A 22,606-nucleotide genomic window follows, 5' to 3' on the forward strand; every position below is an offset into this window, starting at 1 on the left:
AAGAACTAAGGTCTTAGTAGTAATGCTGGCCACGGAGGACCTCCATGGCCAGACAACCCGAGCCCGAGGCGCCCCGGCCGTTGACGCCGGTGGAGCTCGAGCTGATGCACATCGTGTGGAAGCAGGGCGAGGTGAGCGTGGCGGACGTGCTGGCCGCGCTGCCGCCGGAGCGCGCGCTGGCGTACACGTCCGTCTCCACGGTGCTGCGCATCCTGGAGCAGAAGGGCGTGGTGGTGAGCCGCAAGCAGGGGCGGGGACACCTGTACTCGGCCACGCTGCCGCGTGAGACGTACGAGGCCCAGAGCCTGCGCCACCTGGTGGACACCGTCTTCGATGGCACGCCGTCCGCGCTGGTGGCGCGACTGGTGGAGGCGGTGCCGCTGGCGCCCGACGAGGTGGAGCAGATTCGCAAGCTGCTCAAGGCCAAGGGAGGCAAGCCATGAGCGCTCTGGTGTCGTTCTATCTCGCGGTGGCGCTGCTGTTGCCCGTGGCGTTGCTGCTCGCGTGGGGTGCGCTCGCGCTGCTGGCGCGGCTGGGCCTGGCGTTGTCCTCCAGGCAGGCCTTGCGAGTGGGGCGCGGGGCGCTGGCCCTGGTGTTCCTGTTGCCGCTCCTGGCGATGGGCGCGCGGGCGCTGACTCCGGCGGGGCCGCTGTTCACCTTCGAGCGCTCGGTGGCGAGACAAGCGGAGCGGCTTCCCTCCGCCGTGTGGACGGGTGGGGTGCGTGCGTCCGCGCCTGTGAGTCGCGGGGCTGTTTCCGTGCCTGTGTCCATTGGAGTGCTGTTGTCACTGGGTTGGCTCGTGGGCGCGGGGTGCTTCATCGGGCGGGCGCTCGTTCGGCATCGGAGGCTGTTGCGTCGACTGGAGGCGCTGCCTCGGGTCCGCACGGTGGGGCGCGTGGTGGTGGTGCTTGGCGAGGAGGGGACTCCGGCGTTCTCCGCGTGGTTCCCTCGCTTTGGACGGCGTCCGTCGGCGTGGGTGGTGGTGCCTCCCGCGCTGCTGGAGGACGCGGAGGCGTTCCGGCTCACCGTGCTGCACGAGCTTCAGCACCACCGTCAGCGCGACACGCACCTGGCCCTGGGGCGACTGGTTTTGACGGGGGCCTTCTTCTGGCATCCGGCGGCGCATGGCCTGTCGGCGTGGCTCGCGTCGCTCCAGGAGCTCGCCTGTGACGAGGCGCTCGTCATGAGTGGCCGTGCCCAGGCTCAAGCGTATGCGCGCTGTCTGCTCCAGGCGGCGCTTCGTCTCCCGGGCGCTCCGCCCGTTCCCGCCGGTGCCACCGGCATGTCTCACCCCACACAGAGGAGGATTCACATGCTGTTCCAGCCGCGTCCCCGTCGCACCCATGCCGTCCCCGCGCTGCTCGCCGCGCTGTCGTTGCTCCTGCTCCCCGTGGCCGTGCTGGCGCAAGGCGCTGCGAAGGGACGCACGGTGACGCAAGCCGATGCGGAGGCGCTCGCCCGGACGACTCAGCCGAAGGGCGACCTGGCCGTCGTGGTGGATGCGAAGGTGTTGGAGCAACTCAACCGCCTCGTCGGCACCGACAAGGGCCGTGCATTCATGAAGCGGGCGCTGACGAACCTGGGCACGCATCGTGACGCGCTGGCGTCGACGCTGAAGGCGAAGGGCCTGCCCGAGGGACTGCTCGCGGTGGCGGTGGTGGAGTCGGCGGTGACGAACATGGCGGAGACGGATGGTCGACCGTCGCTCGCTCCGGGCATGCGGGGCGCGGGGGTGTGGATGTTCATTCCCGAGACGGCGCGTCGCTATGGGCTGGAAGTGAGCGAGGCCCGCGACGAACGGCTGGACGTGGCGCGCGAGACGCAGGCCGCATCGGCCCTGCTGTCGGACTTGCACACGCGCTACGGCGACTGGCGACTGGCGCTCGCGGCGTACAACCAGGGCGAGAAGAAGGTGGACCAGGCCCTGGCCGAGGGTGGCAGCCGAGACGTGTCCGCGCTCATCGCGGGCGGCCACCTCAATGACTACGTGGCCACCGTGCAGGCCGGGTTGCTCATCGTCCGCAATCCGCACCTGCTGGACTGAGTGCGCTCCATGCGCCACCGCGATGACCTCGCGGTGTGGTCGACGAAAGGCCCCGACGTCGGTGGAGCAGGTGAAGCCGCGACGCCCAGGAACCTTCCGCGCGACTGAAGGCCGTGAGTTCGGCACTGTCGTGAAACCTCACCGCTCCGGCGTCGCTCCCAACATGCGCAGCGCCAGCTCCGCGTGGACATCCGCGAGGGTCTCCACGTCGAGCGCGCTGGCGGGGTCGTACCAATAAGGCAGGCGCACGCCCATCGCGGAGATGGCGGCGGCGGTGATGCGAGGATGGGGCGGCGAGAAGACTTCCTGCGCCACCCCGCGCTCGATGACCTCCGCCAGGAGCGCGGCGGACTTGTCCCGCAGGGCCACCGCCGGGGCGGCCAGCTCCGGCGTCAGCGCATACAGCTCCTCGTTCACCACCACCGCGAGCTGGGGATGCATCGCATGCGTGCGCGTGTGCGCGCGCACCAGCGCCTGGACCTGCTGCCTGGGCTCGGGCGCGGACTCCTTCATCGCCGTCTGCAACGCCTCGTGGTGGGCCTCATGGCCGATGCGCACCAGCTCCGCGAGCACGTGCTCCTTCGAGGCGAAGTGCGCGTACAGCGCGCTCGGCTGCAGCTCCAGCACCTTGGCCAAATCCCGAATCGACGTGTCGTGGTAGCCGCGACTCGCGAAGAGCTGGAGGGCCGTCTCCAGGATGCGACGCCGGGTGCCATCCGACGGTGCTGACGGCGGAAGGCTCGCCGGCTGGGCGCGAAGCCGGGAGAGAGTCGGTGTGCTCATGTGGGTTCTTGCTTAACGAACGTTCGTTCAGATAGGGTGGATTGCGTCACTTCCGCGCCTGGAGTCCGAGGATGTCCACGTTGCAGCTCGAAGGCCTCACTCTCCACTACGAAGAGTCGGGCCAGGGCATTCCGGTGTTGCTGCTTCACGGGCTCGGCTCCTCCGGAGTCGACTGGGAGCTCGTCACACCACGGCTGGCGAGCGCTTACCGCGTCGTCGTCCCGGATGCTCGGGGGCATGGGCGCAGCGGGAAGCCGGCGGGTGCCTACGGCGTGCCGCTCTTCGCGAAGGACATCGCCGCGCTCTGCGACGCGCTGGGTCTGAAGCAACTGCATGTCATCGGCCTGTCGATGGGCGGGATGATGGGCTTCCAGCTCGCGGTGGACCGGCCAGATTTGGTGCGCAGCCTGGTCATCGTCAACAGCGGCCCGGAGCTCGTCGCCCGCACGGCGCGCCGCAAGTTCGACTTCGCGCTGCGGCTCTTCCTCTTGCGCTTCTTCGGACCCAAGGCCATGGCCAAGGTGCTGGCGCCCAAGCTGTTCCCCAAGCCGGAGCAGGAAGGGCTGCGTCAGCGCGCCATCGCCACGTTCTCCGCCAATGACCCGGATGCCTACCTGCGCTCGACGCGCGGGCTGTTGGGCTGGAGCGTCATGGCGCGGCTGAAGGACATCACCTGTCCGGTGCTCGTGCTCCACTCCGAGCGCGACTACACGCCCCGGTCCGCGAAGCAGGTCTATGTCGACCTGCTGTCCCACGCGCGCCTCCAGGTCCTCGCGGACTCCGGCCATGCCGCTCCGCTGGACCAGCCCGGTCCGCTCACCGACGCCGTGGAGGACTTCCTCCGCGCCGTCGACAGCGCCGCACCCGGCACCTCGCTCGGCGCCTGAGCCGAGCAGCGAACCCGAGCTCCACAACCCAGGAGGCTGGACGATGTCGATGCATCGACGTGGTGTCGCACTCTCGCGGTCGCTGTTCCTGCTCACGATGTGGCTGGTGCTCTCCACGGGAGCCCCCGCCTACGCTGGCTCGTGGGTCCATGGCAACTATGTGGGCGCATGGGGAGCGCGGGGCTATCAACTCTGGGTCCCCACCGGCTACCAACCGGGGACACCTCGCCCCCTGCTGGTAGCGCTACACGGCTGTCTCCAGAACCCGGACCAGTTCGCGGGTCTGACGCGCCTGAACGAGAAGGCCGATGCCGAAGGCTTCCTCGTCCTCTATCCCAACCAGGCGACGTTCGTGAACGCGACGCAGTGCTGGAACTTCATGCTCGGCAACAACCAGGAGCGCGGCACGGGCGAGCCTTCGCTCATCGTCGGCATGGTGGATTTGATGAAGCAGCGCTACTCGGTGGACGCGCGCCGCGTCTATGTGGGCGGCGTGTCCGCGGGCGGCGTGCTGACGACCACGCTGATGTCCTGCTACTCGGACGTGTTCGCCGCGGGCATGGTGGGCGCGGGCGCCATGTACAAGGCGGCGACGACGGTGTCGGGCACGGCCTTCGCCATGCTCTTCGGCAGCATCTACTCGCCGGACGACAAGGGGAAGGACGCGTGGGTCTGCTCGGGCCGGCCGCGCCGCACGGTGCCGGTGCTCGTGGTGCACGGCACCGAGGACAGCGTCGTCAATCCGCTCAACGGCGAGCAGGCGGTGAAGCAGTTCCTCCAGACGAGCGACTACGGCGATGACGGCGTGGCCAATGACAGCATCAAGGGCACGCCGACGAGCACGAGGACCTTGAGCGTCCCCGGTGGCCGCACCTACGTCGTGAAGGACTACGTCTACGGCGGTGAGCTGGTGGCGCAGAAGTACGAGATTCGCGGCATGGACCACGCGTGGCCGGGAGGCAATGCGAGCTACCCCTTCGCCGACCCGTCCGGCCCCGACGCCACCACGTTCATGTGGGACTTCTTCAAGCAGCACGCGCTCGACCTGCCGTAGCAGCGCTGGAGCTTCTTCGCCCGCGCTCCTCTTCGATTCGAGGAGGGGCGCGGGCTGTTTCTTGCTCGTCAGTGCTGGTGGCCGAAGCGCACCGCGACGTTCGGGTGCGCGGCGGCGAAGGCGCGCAGCTTCTTGAAGCTGTCCACGCCGCGCGGCCCGTCGGCGGTGAAGGTGCCTGGCTCCACGTCGTGCTCCCAGCCCCAGCGGGTGTGGCTGGCATCGCCCGTGAGCAGCACGGGGCCCTTGGTCGAGCGCACCAGGTACGCGGTGCTGCCCGGCGTGTGGCCGGGCACCCAGAGCGCCCACACGGAGCCGTCGCCGAAGATGTCCACCGCGCCGTCGAAGAGGCCGCTCGCCTCGGCGGCGTAGGTCCACTCGGACAGCGCGGCCTTGCCCGCCAGCGCGCGGTCCGTGTTGGGCTTCAGCAACACGTTGAGGACGGCGCGGGCCTCCGCCTCGCCCGGGCCGGTGTAGACGGGGGTGCCCGCGGGCACGTCGGCCATGCCGGTGACGTGGTCCAGGTGCAGGTGCGTGAGGAAGACGCCGGCCAGGGGCTGGGGCTGCTTCGCGAGCCACTCGCCCAGGGGCTGGTGCACCTTGAGCTTCTCCATGTGCATGGCGCTGGCGACGATGCCCTGCATGGCCGCCTTCTCCGGCGCGTCCCGCAGGGCCGTCTCGATGCCGGTGTCGACGATGAAGAGGCCCTTCGTCGGGTGGCGCAGCGCGTGGAAGAAGACCTGGATGGGCTCGTCCCCGTCCTCCAGGTTCGCCGCCTTCGCGGTGGGGTGCTTCAGGTTGATGAGGCCGCTCCGGTCCACGGCCCAGTCGGAGGACACGACTGACTCCAGCTCCACGGGGCCGGGCTCGTCCAGCACGGCGAGCAGGTCATTCACGGGCCGCGCCGTGCCGAGCGACGAAGGCTGATGGGGGTGTGAGGTGGACGCCACGCCGACGACTCCCAGGACGACGGCACCGACGACGAGGGCGGACACGACGGCGAGGCTGATGCGCTTGGCGTTCTTCATGGACGCCAAGGTACCGATGCGCAGGTGCATGGGAAATGGCCATTTTGGTATGAAGCCATCCAGATATGGATATTCCCTGGGATGACGCGCGCCTGTTCCTGGCCATCGCGGAGACGGGCAGTTTCAGTGCCGCGGCGAAGCGGCTGCGCATCGGCCAGCCGACGGTGAGCCGCAGGCTGGCGGCGCTGGAGTACGAGGTGGGGGCGAAGCTGTTCCGTCGGAGCGTGGACGGCGCGACGCTGACGTCCGCGGGCGAGCGGTTGCTGCCTCCCACCCGGAAGATGGCGGAGTGGGCCGGAGAGCTTCAGCGCGCCGCCGAGTCGGCGGACTCGTCACCCCAGGGACTGGTGCGCGTGACGGCGAGCCCCTTCGTCAGCTTCGACTTCCTGGCGCCCTTCGCGGGCCAGGTGGCGCGCAAGCACCCGGGTTTGCGGCTGGAGGTGCAGTCGTCGGTGAGCTACGCGGACCTGGGGCGCGGGGAGGCGGACCTCGCGCTGCGCACGAAGTCCACGCGGCACGCGGACCTCACCCGCGTGTACACGCTGGAGGTGGAGACCGGCGTCTTCGTCTCCAAGTCCCTCAAGGCGACGCTGCCGAAGCGGCCGACGCTCCAGGAGCTGCCCTGGGTGGCATGGGCTCCGCCGTTCGAGGCGATGCCGCCCAATCCCCAGCTCGAATCGCTCATCCCGAACTTCGCCCCCGTCTTCACCGCCGACAACTTCCTGGTGCTGCTGGCGGCGGCGGAGGCGGGCGTGGGTGCGATTGCACTGGCGAACACCCCGCACCGCTTCAGTCAGCAGCGGGAGCGCAACCTGGTGCCGCTCGACGTCGACCTGGGGCCGTACAAGAAGAGCCAGCTCCACCTCATCTGCGCGAAGTCGGCGCTGGACATCCCTCGCGTGCGCAAGGTGTCGGAGCTGTTGGTGGAGGAGCTGGAGCGCGCGAAGCCTCGGTGACTCCGCGCGCTCGTTGAAGCGGACTACGGCATGGGAGGCATGCCGCCGTCCCAGCCCGGCGGAGGGCCACCGGGGCCGCCACCGCCTCCACCGCCGCCCGGAATCTGGCACTGCGCGGTGTCGAGCGAGGAGCGGATGATGAGCGTCTTCCACGCGAGCATGGCGCCGTCCTCCTGCCGCGAGGTCTGGAAGAGGTAGTTGCCCACGGACTCGGCGGAGACGACGTTGTCGTTGGCGTTCGTCGTGTCTCGCGGTCCGCGCGTGTTGTAGAGCGGCTGGTGGTTGATGACGTCGTCGTTGAGCGTGTCGTCGAAGAAGAGCTGTGACGTCACGTACTCCGCGTCGCCCACGCGAATGGTGAAGTGGATGTGGACGGTGCGGCTGCTGTACCAGCCGGGGAAGCAGGTATCGAAGTCCGCGCGGCCGTCGGCGTCCGTGAGTTGCACGCCTCGGAACCATCGGGCGGACGTGGCCGTCGGGTCGTCCCCGGTGCAGAAGGTGCTCGCGTCCTCACCCGAGTAGAGGCCCTCGGGCGCGGCGTGCCAGATGTCGACGGAGGCGCCCTGGATGGGCTCGCAGGCCTCGTCCAGCACGCGGAAGGCGAGCCGCACGGGCAGGCCGTCGTGGCCCTCGCTGATGTCCTTGCGGACCAGTGTCTCCGCGTAGCAGGGACCCAGGGTGGCCGCGCAGGTGAGGGCGCAGGTGGTGCCGCTGTCGTCGGTGAAGGGGTTGGCGTAGTTGCCGGCCATCACCGCGGTGCCGCCGGTGGCCCAGGCGGTGGCGGCGGTTCCTGAGTCGGGGTTGGTGCCCGAGTCGGCGGTGTCTCCAGAGCTTGGGGTTCCTGGGGTGCCCGAGTCATCCGTGCCGCAGGCGAGGACCTGCACCAGCGGTATCGCCGCCAGTGTCAGGCCCATGCCGCGCAGCACCCTCCGGCGGGACATCACCGAGGTGAGGGTGTCCTTCCTGTCGTGGTCGCTCATCGCGAGTCCTCTCCTGGGCCGGTGCGAGTTGGGAGGGTCCGGTCCATGTCGCCCGTGTTCTTGGGGCCGAGAATCGCTATACCCAGGGGGTTCTTAAGCAGACCTTACGTGGCACCCAGGGAGACCGGCCGCATGACGACACTCAAGGGGAAGACGCTTTTCATCACCGGGGCCAGCCGAGGAATCGGCAAGGCGATTGCCCTGCGAGCGGCGCGCGACGGCGCCAACATCGTCATCGCCGCGAAGACGACGGAGCCGCACCCCAAGCTGCCGGGCACCATCTACACGGCGGCGGAGGAAATCGAGAAGGCGGGCGGACGGGCGCTCCCCTTCGCGGTGGACATCCGCGACGAGAAGCAGATTGCCGCGGCGGTGGAGAAGACGGTGGAGACGTTCGGCGGCATCGACATCCTCATCAACAACGCGAGCGCCATCAGCCTCACCGGCACGGAGGACACGCCGATGAAGCGCTATGACCTGATGCACGGCATCAACACGCGCGGGACATTCGCCTGCTCGCAGGCGTGCATCCCGCATCTCAAGCGCTCGAGCAATCCGCACATCCTGAACAACTCGCCGCCGTTGAACATGGAGGCGCGCTGGTTCTCGCCGCACGTGGCGTACACGATGGCGAAGTACGGCATGAGCATGTGCGTGCTGGGGATGGCGGACGAGCTGCGCTCGGATGGAATCGCGGTGAATGCGTTGTGGCCGCGCACGGTCATCGCGACGGCGGCGGTGCAGAACCTGCTGGGCGGTGAGGAGACGATTCGCGGCAGCCGCTCGCCGGACATCATGGCCGACGCGGCGTATGCCATCCTCACCAAGCCGAGCAAGAGCTTCACCGGCAACTTCTGCATCGACGAGGACGTGCTGCGCGCGGACGGCGTGACGAACTTCGACAAGTATCAGTCCGTGCCCGGCGCGGAGCTGTTCCCCGACTACTTCATCTGAGGGGTGGGCTGTAAAACCTGCTCGCTGTTCCAACTGGGACGGCGGGCCCGCCTGCCCTGGGTCCGGCCACACCACCGGTAAAATGTTCGGGAGAGGAGGGACGCTGCTGCGGTGATTGCGTGCTTGTGGACGCGACACTAGAAGCCCAGGTCACTTCCATTTTTCCCACGAGCCCTGATGTCCGCGTCGGACCTTCCCACATCGCGAACCATTGGCTTCCAGGAGGGCCACCTCGGAGGAGGCGGCGAGATGGCGGAGCTGGTCCGTTCCAAGGACTGGTCCTCGACGCCGCTCGGCCCCCTCTCCGGCTGGCCCACCAGCCTGAAGACGATGGTGGGCGTCGTCCTGGGCAACCGCTTCCCCATGCTCCTGTGGTGGGGACCCCAGATGCTGCAAATCTACAACGACGGCTACCGGCCCGTGCTCGGCCTGAAACACCCGGGCTCGCTCGGCGCTCCGGCCTCCGTCGTCTGGGCTGAAATCTGGGACGTCGTTGGCCCCATGGCCCAGGGCGTGCTGAGCGGTAGCCCCGCGACGTGGAGTGAGCACCTCCAGCTCTTCATCAACAGCCGCGGCTTCGTCGAGGAGACGTTCCACACCTTCTCGTACAGCCCCGTCTATGACGAGGTCGGCCAGGTCGGCGGCGTCCTCGTCACGGTGCAGGAGACCACCGAGCAGGTGCAGGACAACCGCCAGCTCAAGATGCTGGGAGAGCTGGCCACCAGCTCCGCCGCCGCGAAGACGGCCGAGGAGGCCTGTCAGACCGCCGCGTCCATCTTCTCCGGCTACGACCTGGACCTGCCCTTCACGCTGCTCTACCTGCTCGACGAGGACGGCACCGAGCTGCGGTGCGTGGGCTCCAGTGGAATGGACGGCTACTCGGGCCTCGCCAGGCCCAAGCGCGCCCCCTTCACCCCCTCCCTGGATGCGCCCGGCACCTGGCCCTTCGCCGAGGCGGCGCGCACCGGACGGGAGGTCCTCGTCGATGACCTGGCCTCGCGCTTCGGGGACCTTCCCGGGGGCCGCTGGGGCACGGCGCCGACTCGCGCGGTGGTGCTGCCGCTGGCGCGCTCGGGACAGTCCCACCCGTATGGCTTCCTGGTGGCCGGCGTCAGCCCGCGCCGCATCCTGGATGACCGCTACCTGGGCCTCTTCCGCCTCACCGCGGACCCGGTGGTGACGGCCATCGCCAATGCCCGCGCCTACGAGGAGGAGCGCCAGCGCGCCGAGGCCCTCGCCGCCATCGACCGCTCGAAGACGGCCTTCTTCAACAACGTCAGCCACGAGTTCCGCACGCCGCTGACGCTGATGCTCGGCCCCACCGAGGACGCGCTGGCCTCGCCCTCGCGCACCCTCTCCGGCGAGCCGCTGGAGACCGTTCATCGCAACTCGCAGCGGCTCTTGAAGCTGGTCAACTCGCTGCTCGACTTCTCCCGCCTGGAGGCGGGGCGCATCGAGGCCCGGTACGAGCCGGTGAACCTGCCCGCCCTCACCGCGGGCCTGGCGAGCGCCTTCCGCTCCGCGATGGAGCGCGCGGGTCTGCGCTTCGAGGTCGACTGCGCGCCGCTGCCCGAGGACATCTACGTCGACCAGGACATGTGGGAGAAGATTGTCCTCAACCTCCTCTCCAACGCGCTGAAGTTCACCTTCGAGGGGACCATCCGCATCACCCAGCGGTGGGTGGACGGACAGGTCGAGCTCCAGGTCTCCGACACGGGCATCGGCATTCCCGAGAAGGAGCTGCCTCGCGTCTTCGAGCGCTTCCACCGCGTCCAGGGCGCGCGTGCCCGGACGTACGAGGGCTCCGGCATCGGCCTGGCGCTCGTGCACGAACTGGTCCGCCTCCACGGCGGCGTGCTGGCCGTGACGAGCAAGGAAGGCGCGGGAACGACGTTCACCCTGCGCATCCCCTCCGGCGCGGACCATCTGCCCAAGGACCATGTCGGCGCGCGCGACTCGCGGTCCGTCACGGCGCTGGGCGCCGCGCCCTATGTGAATGAGGCGCTGCGCTGGCTGCCGGGCGGGCTGGAGGTGAAGTCGCTGGAGCTGGGGGCCGAGGTGCCCGAGGCGGAGAACGTCGCCAAGGGCGCGCGCATCCTCCTGGCGGACGACAACGCCGACATGCGCGCGTACCTGACGTCGCTCTTGTCGCGGAGCTGGGAGGTGGAGGCGGTGGCGGACGGCCTCGCGGCGCTGGAGTCCGCGCGAGCCCGGCCGCCGGACCTGGTGCTGACGGACGTGATGATGCCGGGGTTGGATGGCTTTGGTCTCCTGCGAGAGCTGCGCGCCGACGAGCGCACGCGCCGAGTCCCCGTCACCGTCCTCTCCGCGCGGGCTGGCGAGGAGGCGCGCATCGAGGGTCTGCGCGCTGGCGTCGACGACTACCTGGTGAAGCCCTTCTCCGCGCGGGAGCTGCTGGCGCGGGTGGAGACACAGCTCACCAAGGCGCGACTGCAAGCCACCCAGGAGGCGCATGCCCGGCTCCTGACGCGCGTCTTCACGTACGCCCCGGTGGGCATCTGCATCCTGCGGGGGCCCGAGCACATCTTCGAGTTCGCCAATGCGAACTACCTGCGGCTCGTCGCCAACCGCCCCGTCGTCGGCCAGCCCATCGCGAAGGCGCTGCCGGAGCTGGAGGGCCAGGGCATCTTCGAGTTGCTGGACAGGGTCGTCACCACGGGAGAGCCGTACATCGGCCGCTCGCTGCGGCTGATGATGGTCTCCGGCGAGGGAGGCCCTCCGCGCGAGGTGTTCTTCGACTTCGTCTACCAGCCGATGCTGGATGACGAGGGCCGGGTGGACTCCATCGTCACCGTGGCCTTCGACGTGACGGACCTGTCCAACGCGCGCCGGGAGGCGGAGTCCGCCAGCCGCGCCAAGGATGAGTTCCTGGCGATGCTCGGCCACGAGCTGCGCAATCCGCTGGCGCCCATCCTCACCGCGCTCCAGTTGATGCGGCTGCGCGGAGCCGACGGCGCGGAGCGTGAGCGCACCGTCATCGAGCGGCAGGTGCATCACCTGGTGCGACTGGTGGATGACCTGCTCGACGTGTCTCGCGTGACGCGCGGCAAGGTCGTCCTGCGCCGCGAGCGGGTGGAGCTGGCGGAGGTGGTGGCGAAGGCCATCGAACAGGCCAGTCCGCTCCTGGAGCAGCGCGGCCAGCACCTGTCCGTGGAGGTGCCTCGCCACGGCCTGCTGCTGGACGCGGACGCGACGCGCCTGGGACAGGTGTTCTCCAACCTCCTCACGAACGCCGCGAAGTACACGGAGCCCGGGGGGAGCATCACCATCTCCGGCGCGCGCGAGGGTGACGAAGTCGTGGCCTCCGTGAGCGACAACGGCACCGGCATCACCCAGGAGATGCTGCCGCGCATCTTCGACCTGTTCTTCCAGGAGCGGCAGGAGCTGGACCGCTCGCAGGGGGGATTGGGGCTGGGGCTCGCGATTGCCCGGAGCCTCGCGGCCCAGCACGACGGCTCCATCCAGGCCCACAGCGAGGGCCGGGGCCAGGGCAGCACCTTCACCGTGCGCCTGCCCGCGGTGGAGACCCAGCTCTCCATCGCGAGCGCGGTGCCCGAGAGCGTGGAGAAGGTACAGGAGTCCGCTCCAGTGCCGCACCGGGTGTTGATTGTCGACGACAACCGCGACGCGGCGGACGTGCTGGCCGAGGCGCTGGACATGCTGGGCTGCGAGACGCGCGTCACCTACGACGGCCCGAGCGCGCTCCAGGTGGCGCCGTCCTTCCGCCCGGAGCTGGCGCTGCTGGATATCGGCCTGCCGGTGATGGACGGCTATGAGCTGGCGCGTCATCTGCGCACCCAGCGGCCGGAGGGAGGGCTCCAGTTGGTGGCGGTGACGGGGTATGGCCAGGAGTCGGACCGGCAGCGCTCGAAGGAGGCGGGCTTCGACGCGCACCTGGTGAAGCCCATCGACTTCGCGGCGCTGGGCTCGCTGCTCAAGCGCCTGGGCTCGGCCCAGTCGAACTGACGCACCCCGCCGAGCGCGCGGCGGGGCTCGGCGTCGGCTATGCTGGGGGTCTCCGCATGGCCCTGGAGGGGCACGGCGCGCGCCGCCTCCCTCTCCCTCGTGGCCCGGGGAGAACAGACGAGGCGTTCGGGATGAGCGGCGAAGTGGCTGGAGCGAAGGACGGAGTGGTGGTGCTCGATTACGCGAAGCTGGTGGACGGCGATGACCTGTCCGCCGATATCGAGCGCGCGTATGGGTATGACGGCATTGGCCTGCTCATCGTCCGGGGCATCCCCGGGCTGGTGGAGCTGCGCCAGGGCTTGTTGCCGCTGGGCTTCCGGTTCGCCGCGTTGCCCAATGAGGTGAAGGACCGCTACGTCCACGAGCGCAGCAGCTATTCCTTCGGCTGGAGCCACGGCAAGGAAGTGCTCAAGCCCGGCCAGTTCGACGAATTCAAGGGCTCCTACTACAACAATCCCCAGTACGACTCGCCCCAGGTGGACGCGGCGCTGGTGGAGAAGTACCCGGAGAACTACCTGCCCAACGTGTGGCCGGACCCGGACTTCCCAGCGCTGCGCCCGGCCTTCCAGGCCCTGGGGCGGAAGATGGTGGACGTGGGGCTGCTCGTCGCGGCGCAGTGCGACCGGTACGTGACGGCGCGGCTGGGTGCCAAGCTCTCGCCGGATGCGCAGTTGGAGCGCACCATCCGCGAGTCCCGCGCGTGCAAGGCGCGGCTGCTCTACTACTTCGCCATCAACGAGGATGCGACGCCGCGCACGCGCGACTCCTGGTGCGGCTGGCACAGCGACCACGGCTCGCTGACGGGCCTGTGTCCGGCGATGTACTTCGACGCGGAGCCCGGGGCCTCGGAGCCGACGCGGCAGGACATCGCGGTGCCGGACCCGGAGGCGGGGCTCTACGTGCGCACTCGTGGCGGCGAGGAGCGCAAGGTGGTCATCCCCAAGGACTGCCTCGCGTTCCAGATTGGCGAGAGCGCGCAGATTGTCACGGGCGGCCTGCTGCGCTCGACGCCGCACGCGGTGCAGGCGCTGGCGCACCCGGCGAGCCGCAACATCTCCCGCTCGACGTTCGCCGTCTTCATGCAGCCCGACAACGAGGAGCGCCTGCGTCCGCCCGAGGGAACGGACCCGGCGGAGCTGCGCGTGGGCGCCTTCCAGCCGGGCATGACGTTCGGCGACTTCGCCCGCGCTACGTTCGCGAAGTTCTACAACCCCTACGCGTGACACGTGGCGCGCGGGGCTCGCCCACGAGGCGGGCCTCGCCGGCCTCGTCGAGGGTCAGCTCCAGCTCGACGGCGACGGGCGCGTCCAGGTGGAGGCCCCAGGGCAAGCCTTTTCGAGGGTCAGCTCCAACTCGACGGTGACGTGCGCGTCCAGGTGGAGGCCCTCGGGCAGCCGCGACGAGGGTCCCCGCGTGAGGGCTTTGTTGGCGCGCGGACCCCTGGCTCGGCGTGAAGGGCGGGTGCTTGCCTTTTGCACTCCGGCAAGGCGAGCGTAGGGCTTCCCTGTCGCTCTGGAGCGGTGCGCGATGACCTTCGGTTCCTGGCGTGCGGTGTGGCTGGTCGTGGGTGTCCTGCTGTCTTCGGGGCTGGCCGCTCCCGCGAGGGCCCAGGCGCCCGGTCCGGCGAAGGTCGCGGTGCGCGCGGCGCGGCTGTTCGATGGCAAGAACGCCAAGCCCCTGTCGAACGCCGTGGTGCTCCTGGAGGGCAATCGCATCCAGGCCGTGGGCTCCAATCTGGCCATTCCCGAGGGCACGCGGGTGCTGGATTTGGGAGACGTCACCCTGATGCCGGGGCTCATCGACACCCATTCGCACCTGCTCCTGAACGTCGAGATGGGGAACGGCGGAGAGGGGTCGAGCATGGAGTTGATCATCGCGCGGATGAGCACGGCCGAGCGGGCCTTGCTGGGCGCGAAGATGGGGCGTGAGCTGCTGGAGGCGGGCGTCACCACGGTGCGCGACGTGGGCAACTCCGGAGTGAATGGCGACCTGGCGCTGCGCAATGCCATCCAGCGAGGCTGGGTGGAGGGGCCGCGCATCTCCGCGTGCACGCGCGCGCTCGCGGCGCACGGAGGCCAGTTCGGGGTGATTCAGCAGCCGGTGCAGGGGCTCATCGAGCAGGAATACGTGACGGTGACGGGCGTGGACGAGGCGCGGCGTGCCGTGCGTCAGGCCGTGTATGACGGCGCGGACTGCATCAAGGTCATCGTCGACAACGGCTACAACTTCCTCTCGGTGGAGGAGCTGAAGGTCATCGTCGAGGAGGCGCACCGCATGAAGCGCCCGGTCGCCGCGCACACGACGAAGGACGAAAGCATCCGCGCGGCGGTGGAGGCGGGCGTGGACTCCATCGAGCATGGGTACTCGATGCCGGATGACGTGCTGACGCCGATGGTGCGCAAGCGCATCTTCCTGGTGCCCACCGTGGGGCCGCTGGAGGTCTGTGACGAGTTCCCCCCTGAATTGGGTGACGCGGAGACGCGGCGTGCCATGGCGGAGCGCTGCCGGAAGCTCGCGGTGAAGGGATATGAGCGGACCCGTCGAGCGTTGGCCGCAGGCGTGCGACTGGCGGCGGGCTCGGACATGTACTTCGCCGTGCCAGGGATGACGCGGGGCGAGACCACGGTGCGCGCGCTCAGTGCCTCCGGTGAAGCGGGAGTCCCTCCGGTGGATGTGCTGCGCTCCATGACGGCGAACGCGGCGGAGCTGCTGCGCATGCAGGACCAGGTGGGCACGCTGGAGGCGGGCAAGCTCGCGGACCTGGTGGCGGTGAAGGGCGACCCGTTGAAGGACCTCAAGGTGCTGCGACAGGTGCGCTTCGTGATGAAGGACGGCCAGGTGGTGGTGGACGCGAGGGAAGCGCAGCGGGCCCCGGTGGCGGCACCGCCGCGCTGAGGCTGTCGCGAGGGCCAAGGGCGGTGGTGACGGCACGGGGAGCACGGCATGTCCCGGCACCGCCGCGCTGAAGCTGTCGCGAGGGCGGAGGCTGGAGTAGGTACGAGGGGCCATGCCTACCCGGTCCGCTCGACGCGTCTTCCTCACGGTCCTCCTCTTCGTTGGCGTCTCCTGCGCGCACGCGCCACGTCCGGCGGTCACCCGTCCGCAGGACGCGCTGGTGGAGCTCTCCAGCAATGTGCAGCTCGTGGACGACGGCGAGTCCGCGTCGCTGCGAGTCGCGTTGGACCAGAGCCTCATCTGGCTGCGCACGCGGCCGGTGGACCACCGCTTCGTCTACGGTCCGCGCGAGGTGACAGCCGGAGCGCTGGTGTCCGCGCTGGAGCTGCTGCGCGGGCGACTCACCGACGGCATGTCGTCCCTGGACGTGTCGAAGGCGGTGATGGAGGACTTCGAGCTGCTCGAGTCCGCCGGAGGCGAGGACGGCACGGTGCTCTTCACGGGCTACTACGAGCCCGTGCTCGAAGGGAGCCTGACGCGGACCGACGAGTACCGCGTCCCCGTGATCTCCGCGCCGGATGACCTCATCGAGGTGCCGCTGGAGCCCTTCGCGGAGCGCTTCGCCTCGGAGCGCGTCTTCGGACGACTGGAGGGCAAGAAGGTGGTGCCCTACTGGAACCGCGCGGAGATTCGCGGCGGCAAGCTGAGTCCGCGCAAGCTGGAGCTGGCATGGGTGAAGGACCCGGTGTCGCTCTTCTTCATGGAGGTGCAGGGCAGCGGCACGCTGCGGCTCAATGACGGCGGCGAGCGGCGCGTGGGCTACGCCGCGTCGAATGGCCGGCCCTACCGGAGCATCGGCGCGCTGCTCATCCAGGAGGGCGTCATCCCCCGCGAGCAGATGTCCATGCAGGCGCTGCGCGCATGGCTGGCCGCGAACCCCACCGAGCAGGACCGCGTGCTGGACTACAACGAGTCCTATGTCTTCTTCCGCTTCCTGCCTGGCGCGGCGGTGGGCTCGCTGGGTCGCGAGGTGACGCCGGGGCGCTCCATCGCCACGGACGCGCGCCTGTTCCCCAAGGGCGGCCTGGCCTTCATCCACACGGACCACCCGGTGAAGATGGCGGATGGCTCCGTGCAGTGGAGGCCGCTGTCGCGCTTCGTGTTCAACCAGGACACGGGCGGGGCCATCAAGGGCGCGGGGCGCGTGGATGTCTTCTGGGGCCGAGGCCCCGAGGCGGAGCTGGCCGCCGGCATGATGAAGCAGAAGGGCCGGCTGCTCTTCCTCGTCCCCAAGCCTCGCGTCCCGGTGGCCGAAGCCGCCCGGTGACGCGAGGCTCGAAGGCGTGGCTCAGCGCTGGGCCACGCCCGCCTTCTTCAGCTCCTCGTCGATGATGCGACGGAAGTGGTCCACGGGCATCGCGCCGACGACGGGGCGCCCGTTGACGAAGAACGTGGGAGTGCCTCCCGCGCCCACGCGCGTGCCCTCCTTCGAGTCCTCGTCGATGCGCGCGTCGAACTTCCCGGAGTCGAGCGCCTGCTTGAAGCGCGTCACATCCAGGCCGACCTGCTTCGCATAGCCCTCCATCGACTCCCGGTCCAACTGCCGCTGGTTGGCGAAGAGCAGGTCATGGAACTCCCAGAACTTCCCCTGCTCGTGCGCGGCGAGTGACGCGGCGGCGGCCAGCTTCGCGTGCGGATGGTTGGGCAGCGGCTGGTGCTTGAAGGCCAGGCGCAGCTTGCCCTCGTACTCCTTCTCCAGCGTCTTCAGCGTGGGCACCGCGCGGGAGCAGAAGGGGCACTCGAAGTCAGACCACGCGATGACGGTGACGGGCGCGTTGGCGGGGCCGCGCGAGGGCGCCGTGCCCACCTCCACCTGCTGCCGGGGCAGCTCCGCCGGCGCGGGAGGCGCGGGCGGACGGTCCACGCCGCGTTCGATGGTGCGCGCGTAGACCTCCGTCTTCGGCACGCCGCCCTTCACCAGCGCCTCCGCCTTGTTCAGCTCCTCGTCCACCACCTGGGTGAAGACCTCCAGCGGCTGGGCGCCGTTGATGAATCGGCCGTTGACGAAGAAGCCCGGCGTCCCGTTGGCGCCGAGCTGCCTCGCCAGCGCGTCATCCTGGCGGATGCGGTCGGCCAGCTTCGGGGCCGCCAGGTCCTGCTTCCAGCGCGCGACGTCAAGCCCCAGCTCCTTCGCGTAGCGCTCCAGGTCCGAGTCGGACTGGGCCCGCGGGTTCGCGAAGAGCACGTCGTGGTACTCCCAGAACTTCCCCTGCTCTCCGGCCGCCAGGGCCGCGAGCGCGGCGGGCTTGGCGCGCGGGTGCATGTCCTCCAGCGGGTGGTGCTTCATCACCACGCGCAGCTTGTCGCCATACTGCTTCTGGAGCTGCTTCACCGTCGCGTGGCCGCGAGCGCAGAAGGGGCACTCGTAGTCGGAGAACTCCACCAGCGTGACGAGCGCCGTCTCCTCGCCGTGGATGAGCGAGCCATCCACCGGCACCTTGTAGACGACGGGAGAGATGGGCGGGCGCTGGCGCGCGGGAGGCTGAGCCGCGGCGGCGGGGGCGGAGGCACCCCTGGCGACGGCGGCGGCGGTCGCGGGCGCCGACGTCGTGCGGCCTCCCACGAAACCCAACACGAGCCCCACCACGAGGCTCACCCAGACGGATGGCTTGCTCACACATGACTCCTGGAAATGATGACCGGACGGAGTGCGGCCAGGCCTCGGAAAGTTTCAGGGTGATTTTCGGGAGGCCCGAAAAGGCGAGCCGTCCAGCGCTGGCCCGCTGGCCTGCTCCTGGGGCGCTTGCCCGCCGCCGTGCCGGTTGTCCGTGAGCGGGCAGGCCCCACCTTTGTGAAGACGAAGGGAGGCCGTGACACATGCGAGGGAAGGTTGCCTGGATGGCGGTCGTGGTCGCGAGCCTGCCGCTGATGCTGTGCGCGCAGGGCTGCACGGCGAAGGCCCAGTCGGAGCAGGAGGCGCCGAAAGCGGCGAAGGCGCCCGCGCAGACGCCGACACCCGCCGAGGTGTCCGAGCCGTGGAACAGCGTGTCCGGCCTGCGCGCGGAGGTGCGACAGCTCCAGCAGGACGTCGCGAAGCTGCGTGCGCAGGTGAACGCTCAGGCCCAGCGGGGCACGGGCGGCGCGGGGAATGGCACCCAGGCTCAGCGGGAGCCGAACGGCTCGGAGGCCCAGGCGCGCGGCACGGGAGGCTCGGGCACGGCCGGGACAGGGGCACGGCAGGTGGAGAACGATGTGCCGCCCGCGGGCACCAACGTCCCCGCGCCCACGGGGACGGCGGTGGTGCTGGCCACCTTCACGGGGACGGTGCGCTCGGTGGAGCCTCCCGAACTCGTCCTCGCGCAGGACGACGGCGAGGCGCTGACATTGGACGTGACTCCGCGCACCCGCGTGTTGAGGAACGGCAAGAGCATTGCTTTGAGGGATTTGGACCCGGGAGACAGGGTCAACGCGGTGGTGGACATGGTGGGTGAGCACGAGACGGTGGAAATCTCGGTGGTCCGGAAGGAGGACCCGAACAGGTGAGGCGTGGGAGCGGCGCGTCAGTCGCTCCCGTTCAGGTTCGTCGTCGCTCGAAGGGAGGTTCCCGTCATGACGGCCTTTGACCGATACCGCGCGTTGCTGCGCAAGTTCGAGAATGTGCGTGCGCGGCATCCAGAAGGTGGCTCACCGGAGGAGGATGCGCTGCTGGACGACCTGGATGATGTCTGGGCGGAGATGAGTGAGGGCGAGCGCGCCGCCGCATCTTCCGAGCGAGACAGGGCCCTGGGGCTCTCGGAGTCGCAGGACTCCGCGCCGCCGCCGGGCTGAAGCTCACACCGAATCGATTACTCGCGGGCCGTGGGCACGGGCGTGCCTCGCGGCCCGTGTTCATCCGGGCGCCGCTCGGCGCTCCGGGGCACCTTTCGAGACCGCAACACCGCGAGCGTGTAGTCCACCACCGACGCGAGCGACAGCACGGCGATGAGCGCGACGAGCGGGCGCACGGCGGGGGGAAACAACAGCACGCACAGCAGCGTCACCAGTTGCAGCGTGGTGACCACCTTGCCGAGCATCCGCGCCTTGAGCTCCGCTTGCCGCAGCTTCGGCACCAGCCGGGTGACGATGAAGCCCACCGCGGTGCCGATGTCCCGCACCATCAGCAGCAGCACCTCCGGCAGGGCGATGAGGCCGTCGAGGTAGCAGACGACAATGGCCGTCACCATGAAGGCGCGGTCCGCCACCGGGTCGATGAGCGCGCCCAGTCGCGTGGCCAGGCCCTTGTGTCGCGCAATCCAGCCATCGAGAAAGTCGGAGAAGGCCGCCAGCATGACGAGCGCCGCGCGCACCCTCACGTCGGACTCGACGATGAAGGCCACCGCCATGGGCAGGCGGGACAGCGACAGGATGTTGAGCAGCACGAGGCTCGCCTGGCGGCGCATCTTCTCTGGAAGGTAATGCTCGGCCGTCATCACGCACCTGCCGCGGGGGACGGGGTGTCGTCGAGTCGTCGGTCATCGCCGCGTCGGCAGGGCAGGCGACCATGCGCGCGCGCCTTTCCTGAAATGGACTCCACGAGGGAACCTTCGGGCGGCGACAATCCTCCCATCCGGAGCGCCGCTCCCACCTGCCTGGAGTCTCCCCGTCGTGATTGCGCCCGAGTGCCCCTCCCTCCAGCCGTCCTCTCCACCGCGCACCGGTTCCACCTGGCCAGGTCGGGCCTGCCTGCTGGCGCTGCTGTGGTCGGGCGTCTCGGGCGCTGCCCCGCTGGAGACTCGCCTGCGGGGCACGGTGCTCGCGACGGCGGCCTCACGGGCTCCCGAGCAGGCGGTGCCCGTGGAGCCTCGCGCCGCCACGCGCGAGGAGCTGGCGCGCTACGCCTGGTTGTCGAAGGACGCCCAGGTCCGTCCACTGGACGCCGCCATCCCCGCGCCGGAGGGCTACACGCGGGTGACGCTGGAGGCGGGCTCGTTCGGCGCGTGGCTGCGCGGCCTTCCCCTGCGCGCGGAAGGTACGCCCGTGCTGCACTTCCGGGGCGGAGAGGTGTTGCCCGGAGACGATGCTCGGCTGGCGGCGGTGGCGGAGCTGGATATCGGCTCGGCCAACCTGCAGCAGTGCGCGGACTCCATCATCCGGCTGCATGCGGAGTGGCTGTGGTCCAGCAAGCAGCGCGAGCTCATCGCCTACCGCTTCACCAGCGGACACCTGGCCTCGTGGCCGAAGTACGCGGAAGGTGACAGGGCGCGGATCAACGGCTCGAAGGTGACGTGGGCGCGGAGCGCGGCGGCGGACAGCTCACGCGCGGCGTTCCGTTCGTATCTGGACCTGGTCTTCACCTACGCGGGCACGTTGTCGCTGGAGGGCGCCAGGAATCATCCCGCGCGAGACGCTCTGCGTCCCGGGGACTTCTTCGTGCTGGGCGGCAGCCCGGGGCACACGGTGCTGGTGTTGGACCTGGCGGCCGACGCGGGGGGCCGCCGCGTGGCACTGCTGGGTCAAGGCTTCATGCCCGCCCAGGACTTCCATGTCCTCTCCTCGGGAGACACTTCCGTGGGGCCCTGGTTCCCGCTCGACTCCGACGCGGTGACGACGCCCTTCTGGAAGCCCTTCCCGTGGACGTCGCTGCGCCGCTTCCCGTGAGGCGTTCCGTCGGTCCTCCGTCAATCCGCCTCGGGGCCCCCACCCCGACGTGACTGACAGGTACCGACGCCTCGCTCGCCAGGGCGATGCGCGCGTCGTTGCTTCCCTACGAGTGCAGCGGCATCCGCACGCCCTGCGACGGCGGCGGCGTGGTGGTGGCCAGCGTCTCTTCGCTGGAGCCCTCGGGCTTGCGCGTGAGGTACTGCACCAGGCTGTTGTGCTTGCCCAGGTACGTGTCGAAGCGATTCACGCCGTCCTCGAGCATGCCCGCCTTGTCCAGTTCCTCGTGCATGACGGGCAGGTTGTAGAAGGGCACGGAGGGGAAGGCGTGGTGCGTGAGGTGGTAGTTGCAGTTGAGCGGCGCCACGAAGAAGTTCTCCAGCAGCGTGCCCTTCACGTCGCGCGTCTCGCGCGTCTCGTCGCCCTTGATTTCGGCGTCCAGCGGGTGCTCGCCCAGCGCGCGCATCCGGAAGAAGGCCATCATCACCGTCGTCGTCGGCAGCACCCACAGGAGCAGCCAGTGCAGCCACGCGCCCGTCGTCACCAGCACGGTGATGAGCGCGGAGACGTAGAGGACGTAGCGCACGTGCTCGGCGGCGGACACCTTGGGCTTCGCGCCACCCAGGAGCCGACCCCAGTACGTCCAGGGCATCACCACCTTGAGGTGGCTCGGCGCGTACAGGCCCAGCGCATCGCCCAGGAACACCGCCGCCGCCTTCACCGGCGTGCGCGGGAAGTGCCAGGACGGGTCCTGCTGCATGGAGGCCCAGTACGGGTCCTTGTCCGTATTCACATACCGGTGGTGCTCCATGTGCTGGTGCCGGTAGCCCGCCGTCGTCATGTTCAGCGGGAAGGCGCACAGCAAGTCCGCCACCACGTCGCCCACCTTCCGGTTCGACAGGAAGTGGTAGTGCGCGGCCTCGTGCATCAGCGCGAGCATCGCGTGCTGCCGCGTGGCGATGACCAGGGCGGCGATCGGCCACGCCCACCACCGGTCCACCCACACCACCGCGGCAAACGCGGCGACAATGACGAGCCACTGAGTGCCGAGCGCGCACAGCGCCCGCACATTGCTCACCTGGGACATCTCCCGGGTCTTTTTTGCCAGGGCCTGCCTGTCGACGCGTCGCGCAAACTGCACATCCGCTTCGTCAACGACTTCGGCGTACATGAGGGGGCTCCTTCGTCTTTACGAGCAAGCGGGGTAATCAAGGACTCTTTCTCGCGAAAACGGCCAGTATGGCAAGAAATTTCTCTCCGTAACGTACGCACGCCCGTTTCAAACAGCCAAGTGAAGTCCGCCGAAACCCCATGGGTGTCGACACTGACTCCGACTTTTGCCGGAAGCCGGGTGCGAGTGGACCGCCTGTGGGCGGGTCGGGTCCACTGAAGTCAGGCCCCAGA

At 69.4% G+C, this 22,606-nt stretch carries 19 protein-coding genes; 13 read left to right on the forward strand and 6 right to left on the reverse strand.

The window, feature by feature from the left end; translation table 11 throughout:
• The first annotated feature begins 44 nt into the window (after window positions 1–44).
• A complete protein-coding gene (locus G4D83_RS17465) occupies window positions 45–443 on the forward strand; it encodes a BlaI/MecI/CopY family transcriptional regulator (protein WP_163865909.1) in 399 nt (132 codons plus the stop codon).
• Window positions 440–2,044 carry a M56 and MltD domain-containing protein gene (locus G4D83_RS17470; RefSeq protein WP_163865910.1) on the forward strand — a complete coding sequence of 535 codons (1,605 nt, stop codon included), beginning with the start codon at window positions 440–442 and terminating at the stop codon, window positions 2,042–2,044. The genes G4D83_RS17465 and G4D83_RS17470 overlap by 4 nt, the downstream gene beginning before the upstream one ends.
• 138 nt (window positions 2,045–2,182) lie before the next feature.
• Here the strand turns inward: G4D83_RS17470 and G4D83_RS17475 are convergent, their stop codons facing one another.
• A complete protein-coding gene (locus tag G4D83_RS17475; RefSeq protein ID WP_163865911.1) occupies window positions 2,183–2,827 on the reverse strand; it encodes a TetR/AcrR family transcriptional regulator in 645 nt (214 codons plus the stop codon).
• A gap of 71 nt (window positions 2,828–2,898) precedes the next feature.
• On the opposite strand from G4D83_RS17475, the gene G4D83_RS17480 reads away from it, so the two are divergent.
• Both G4D83_RS17480 and G4D83_RS17485 read left to right on the forward strand, forming a co-directional pair.
• Window positions 2,899–3,714, forward strand: coding sequence for an alpha/beta fold hydrolase (locus G4D83_RS17480; RefSeq protein WP_163865912.1), 816 nt, complete (start codon window positions 2,899–2,901; stop codon window positions 3,712–3,714).
• Window positions 3,715–3,757: 43 nt separating this feature from the next.
• Window positions 3,758–4,768, forward strand: a complete 1,011-nt coding sequence (locus tag G4D83_RS17485; protein WP_240356378.1) for an extracellular catalytic domain type 1 short-chain-length polyhydroxyalkanoate depolymerase — start codon at window positions 3,758–3,760, stop codon at window positions 4,766–4,768.
• 68 nt (window positions 4,769–4,836) lie between these two features.
• Here G4D83_RS17485 and G4D83_RS17490 read toward each other — a convergent pair whose 3' ends face one another.
• Complete coding sequence (locus G4D83_RS17490; protein WP_163865913.1) at window positions 4,837–5,793, reverse strand: MBL fold metallo-hydrolase; 957 nt, start codon at window positions 5,791–5,793, stop codon at window positions 4,837–4,839.
• Between the two features lie 65 nt (window positions 5,794–5,858).
• Here G4D83_RS17490 and G4D83_RS17495 point away from each other — a divergent pair, with 65 nt between their 5' ends.
• Complete coding sequence (locus G4D83_RS17495; protein WP_163865914.1) at window positions 5,859–6,749, forward strand: LysR family transcriptional regulator; 891 nt, start codon at window positions 5,859–5,861, stop codon at window positions 6,747–6,749.
• Window positions 6,750–6,772: 23 nt separating this feature from the next.
• Here G4D83_RS17495 and G4D83_RS17500 read toward each other — a convergent pair whose 3' ends face one another.
• Complete coding sequence (locus G4D83_RS17500; RefSeq protein WP_240356379.1) at window positions 6,773–7,729, reverse strand: dioxygenase family protein; 957 nt, start codon at window positions 7,727–7,729, stop codon at window positions 6,773–6,775.
• 132 nt (window positions 7,730–7,861) lie between these two features.
• Here G4D83_RS17500 and G4D83_RS17505 point away from each other — a divergent pair, with 132 nt between their 5' ends.
• The 5 genes from G4D83_RS17505 (at window position 7,862) to mltA (ending at window position 16,892) form a co-directional block, all read left to right on the forward strand.
• Entirely contained in the window at window positions 7,862–8,683 is an 822-nt protein-coding gene (locus tag G4D83_RS17505) for an SDR family oxidoreductase (RefSeq protein WP_163865915.1), read from the forward strand.
• Window positions 8,684–8,932: 249 nt separating this feature from the next.
• The gene (locus G4D83_RS17510; protein WP_240356380.1) at window positions 8,933–12,670 is read left to right on the forward strand and encodes an ATP-binding protein; all 3,738 of its coding nucleotides are present in this window, start codon (window positions 8,933–8,935) and stop codon (window positions 12,668–12,670) included.
• A 131-nt stretch (window positions 12,671–12,801) separates the two neighbouring features.
• Window positions 12,802–13,893: an isopenicillin N synthase family oxygenase gene (locus tag G4D83_RS17515; protein WP_163865917.1), complete on the forward strand. Its 1,092-nt coding sequence runs from the start codon at window positions 12,802–12,804 to the stop codon at window positions 13,891–13,893.
• Window positions 13,894–14,197: 304 nt separating this feature from the next.
• Window positions 14,198–15,565 carry an amidohydrolase family protein gene (locus G4D83_RS17520; RefSeq protein ID WP_163865918.1) on the forward strand — a complete coding sequence of 456 codons (1,368 nt, stop codon included), beginning with the start codon at window positions 14,198–14,200 and terminating at the stop codon, window positions 15,563–15,565.
• 112 nt (window positions 15,566–15,677) lie between these two features.
• Window positions 15,678–16,892, forward strand: a complete 1,215-nt coding sequence (gene mltA / locus G4D83_RS17525) for a murein transglycosylase A (RefSeq protein WP_163865919.1) — start codon at window positions 15,678–15,680, stop codon at window positions 16,890–16,892.
• Between the two features lie 21 nt (window positions 16,893–16,913).
• On the opposite strand, the gene G4D83_RS17530 is transcribed toward mltA, so the two are convergent.
• Window positions 16,914–18,242, reverse strand: a complete 1,329-nt coding sequence (locus G4D83_RS17530) for a DsbA family protein (RefSeq protein WP_163865920.1) — start codon at window positions 18,240–18,242, stop codon at window positions 16,914–16,916.
• Window positions 18,243–18,463: 221 nt separating this feature from the next.
• Here G4D83_RS17530 and G4D83_RS17535 point away from each other — a divergent pair, with 221 nt between their 5' ends.
• Window positions 18,464–19,108, forward strand: a complete 645-nt coding sequence (locus G4D83_RS17535) for a hypothetical protein (protein ID WP_240356381.1) — start codon at window positions 18,464–18,466, stop codon at window positions 19,106–19,108.
• 66 nt (window positions 19,109–19,174) lie between these two features.
• Window positions 19,175–19,393, forward strand: a complete 219-nt coding sequence (locus G4D83_RS17540; protein WP_163865922.1) for a hypothetical protein — start codon at window positions 19,175–19,177, stop codon at window positions 19,391–19,393.
• A gap of 17 nt (window positions 19,394–19,410) precedes the next feature.
• On the opposite strand, the gene G4D83_RS17545 is transcribed toward G4D83_RS17540, so the two are convergent.
• Window positions 19,411–20,004, reverse strand: a complete 594-nt coding sequence (locus G4D83_RS17545) for a CDP-alcohol phosphatidyltransferase family protein (protein ID WP_163866225.1) — start codon at window positions 20,002–20,004, stop codon at window positions 19,411–19,413.
• A 205-nt stretch (window positions 20,005–20,209) separates the two neighbouring features.
• Here G4D83_RS17545 and G4D83_RS17550 point away from each other — a divergent pair, with 205 nt between their 5' ends.
• Window positions 20,210–21,202, forward strand: coding sequence for a DUF4846 domain-containing protein (locus tag G4D83_RS17550; RefSeq protein ID WP_163865923.1), 993 nt, complete (start codon window positions 20,210–20,212; stop codon window positions 21,200–21,202).
• Between the two features lie 106 nt (window positions 21,203–21,308).
• On the opposite strand, the gene G4D83_RS17555 is transcribed toward G4D83_RS17550, so the two are convergent.
• The gene (locus G4D83_RS17555) at window positions 21,309–22,373 is read right to left on the reverse strand and encodes a fatty acid desaturase family protein (protein WP_163865924.1); all 1,065 of its coding nucleotides are present in this window, start codon (window positions 22,371–22,373) and stop codon (window positions 21,309–21,311) included.
• Between the last annotated feature and the right edge of the window lie 233 nt (window positions 22,374–22,606).

The sequence above is a fragment of the Myxococcus eversor genome (assembly GCF_010894455.1).
GTDB lineage: Bacteria > Myxococcota > Myxococcia > Myxococcales > Myxococcaceae > Myxococcus > Myxococcus eversor.

Excerpts from the sequence above, each read along its gene's own strand:
- G4D83_RS17520 (WP_163865918.1), top strand. The coding sequence starts at position 14,198 with ATGACCTTCGGTTCCTGGCGTGCGGTGTGGCTGGTCGTGGGTGTCCTG.
- G4D83_RS17510 (WP_240356380.1), top strand. The coding sequence starts at position 8,933 with ATGGCGGAGCTGGTCCGTTCCAAGGACTGGTCCTCGACGCCGCTCGGC.
- G4D83_RS17540 (WP_163865922.1), top strand. The coding sequence starts at position 19,175 with ATGACGGCCTTTGACCGATACCGCGCGTTGCTGCGCAAGTTCGAGAAT.
- G4D83_RS17545 (WP_163866225.1), bottom strand. The coding sequence starts at position 20,004 with ATGCGCCGCCAGGCGAGCCTCGTGCTGCTCAACATCCTGTCGCTGTCC.
- G4D83_RS17490 (WP_163865913.1), bottom strand. The coding sequence starts at position 5,793 with ATGAAGAACGCCAAGCGCATCAGCCTCGCCGTCGTGTCCGCCCTCGTC.
- G4D83_RS17505 (WP_163865915.1), top strand. The coding sequence starts at position 7,862 with ATGACGACACTCAAGGGGAAGACGCTTTTCATCACCGGGGCCAGCCGA.
- G4D83_RS17480 (WP_163865912.1), top strand. The coding sequence starts at position 2,899 with ATGTCCACGTTGCAGCTCGAAGGCCTCACTCTCCACTACGAAGAGTCG.
- G4D83_RS17475 (WP_163865911.1), bottom strand. The coding sequence starts at position 2,827 with ATGAGCACACCGACTCTCTCCCGGCTTCGCGCCCAGCCGGCGAGCCTT.
- G4D83_RS17515 (WP_163865917.1), top strand. The coding sequence starts at position 12,802 with ATGAGCGGCGAAGTGGCTGGAGCGAAGGACGGAGTGGTGGTGCTCGAT.
- G4D83_RS17500 (WP_240356379.1), bottom strand. The coding sequence starts at position 7,729 with ATGAGCGACCACGACAGGAAGGACACCCTCACCTCGGTGATGTCCCGC.
- G4D83_RS17470 (WP_163865910.1), top strand. The coding sequence starts at position 440 with ATGAGCGCTCTGGTGTCGTTCTATCTCGCGGTGGCGCTGCTGTTGCCC.
- G4D83_RS17495 (WP_163865914.1), top strand. The coding sequence starts at position 5,859 with ATGGATATTCCCTGGGATGACGCGCGCCTGTTCCTGGCCATCGCGGAG.
- G4D83_RS17555 (WP_163865924.1), bottom strand. The coding sequence starts at position 22,373 with ATGTACGCCGAAGTCGTTGACGAAGCGGATGTGCAGTTTGCGCGACGC.
- G4D83_RS17535 (WP_240356381.1), top strand. The coding sequence starts at position 18,464 with ATGGCGGTCGTGGTCGCGAGCCTGCCGCTGATGCTGTGCGCGCAGGGC.
- G4D83_RS17465 (WP_163865909.1), top strand. The coding sequence starts at position 45 with ATGGCCAGACAACCCGAGCCCGAGGCGCCCCGGCCGTTGACGCCGGTG.
- G4D83_RS17485 (WP_240356378.1), top strand. The coding sequence starts at position 3,758 with ATGTCGATGCATCGACGTGGTGTCGCACTCTCGCGGTCGCTGTTCCTG.
- mltA (WP_163865919.1), top strand. The coding sequence starts at position 15,678 with ATGCCTACCCGGTCCGCTCGACGCGTCTTCCTCACGGTCCTCCTCTTC.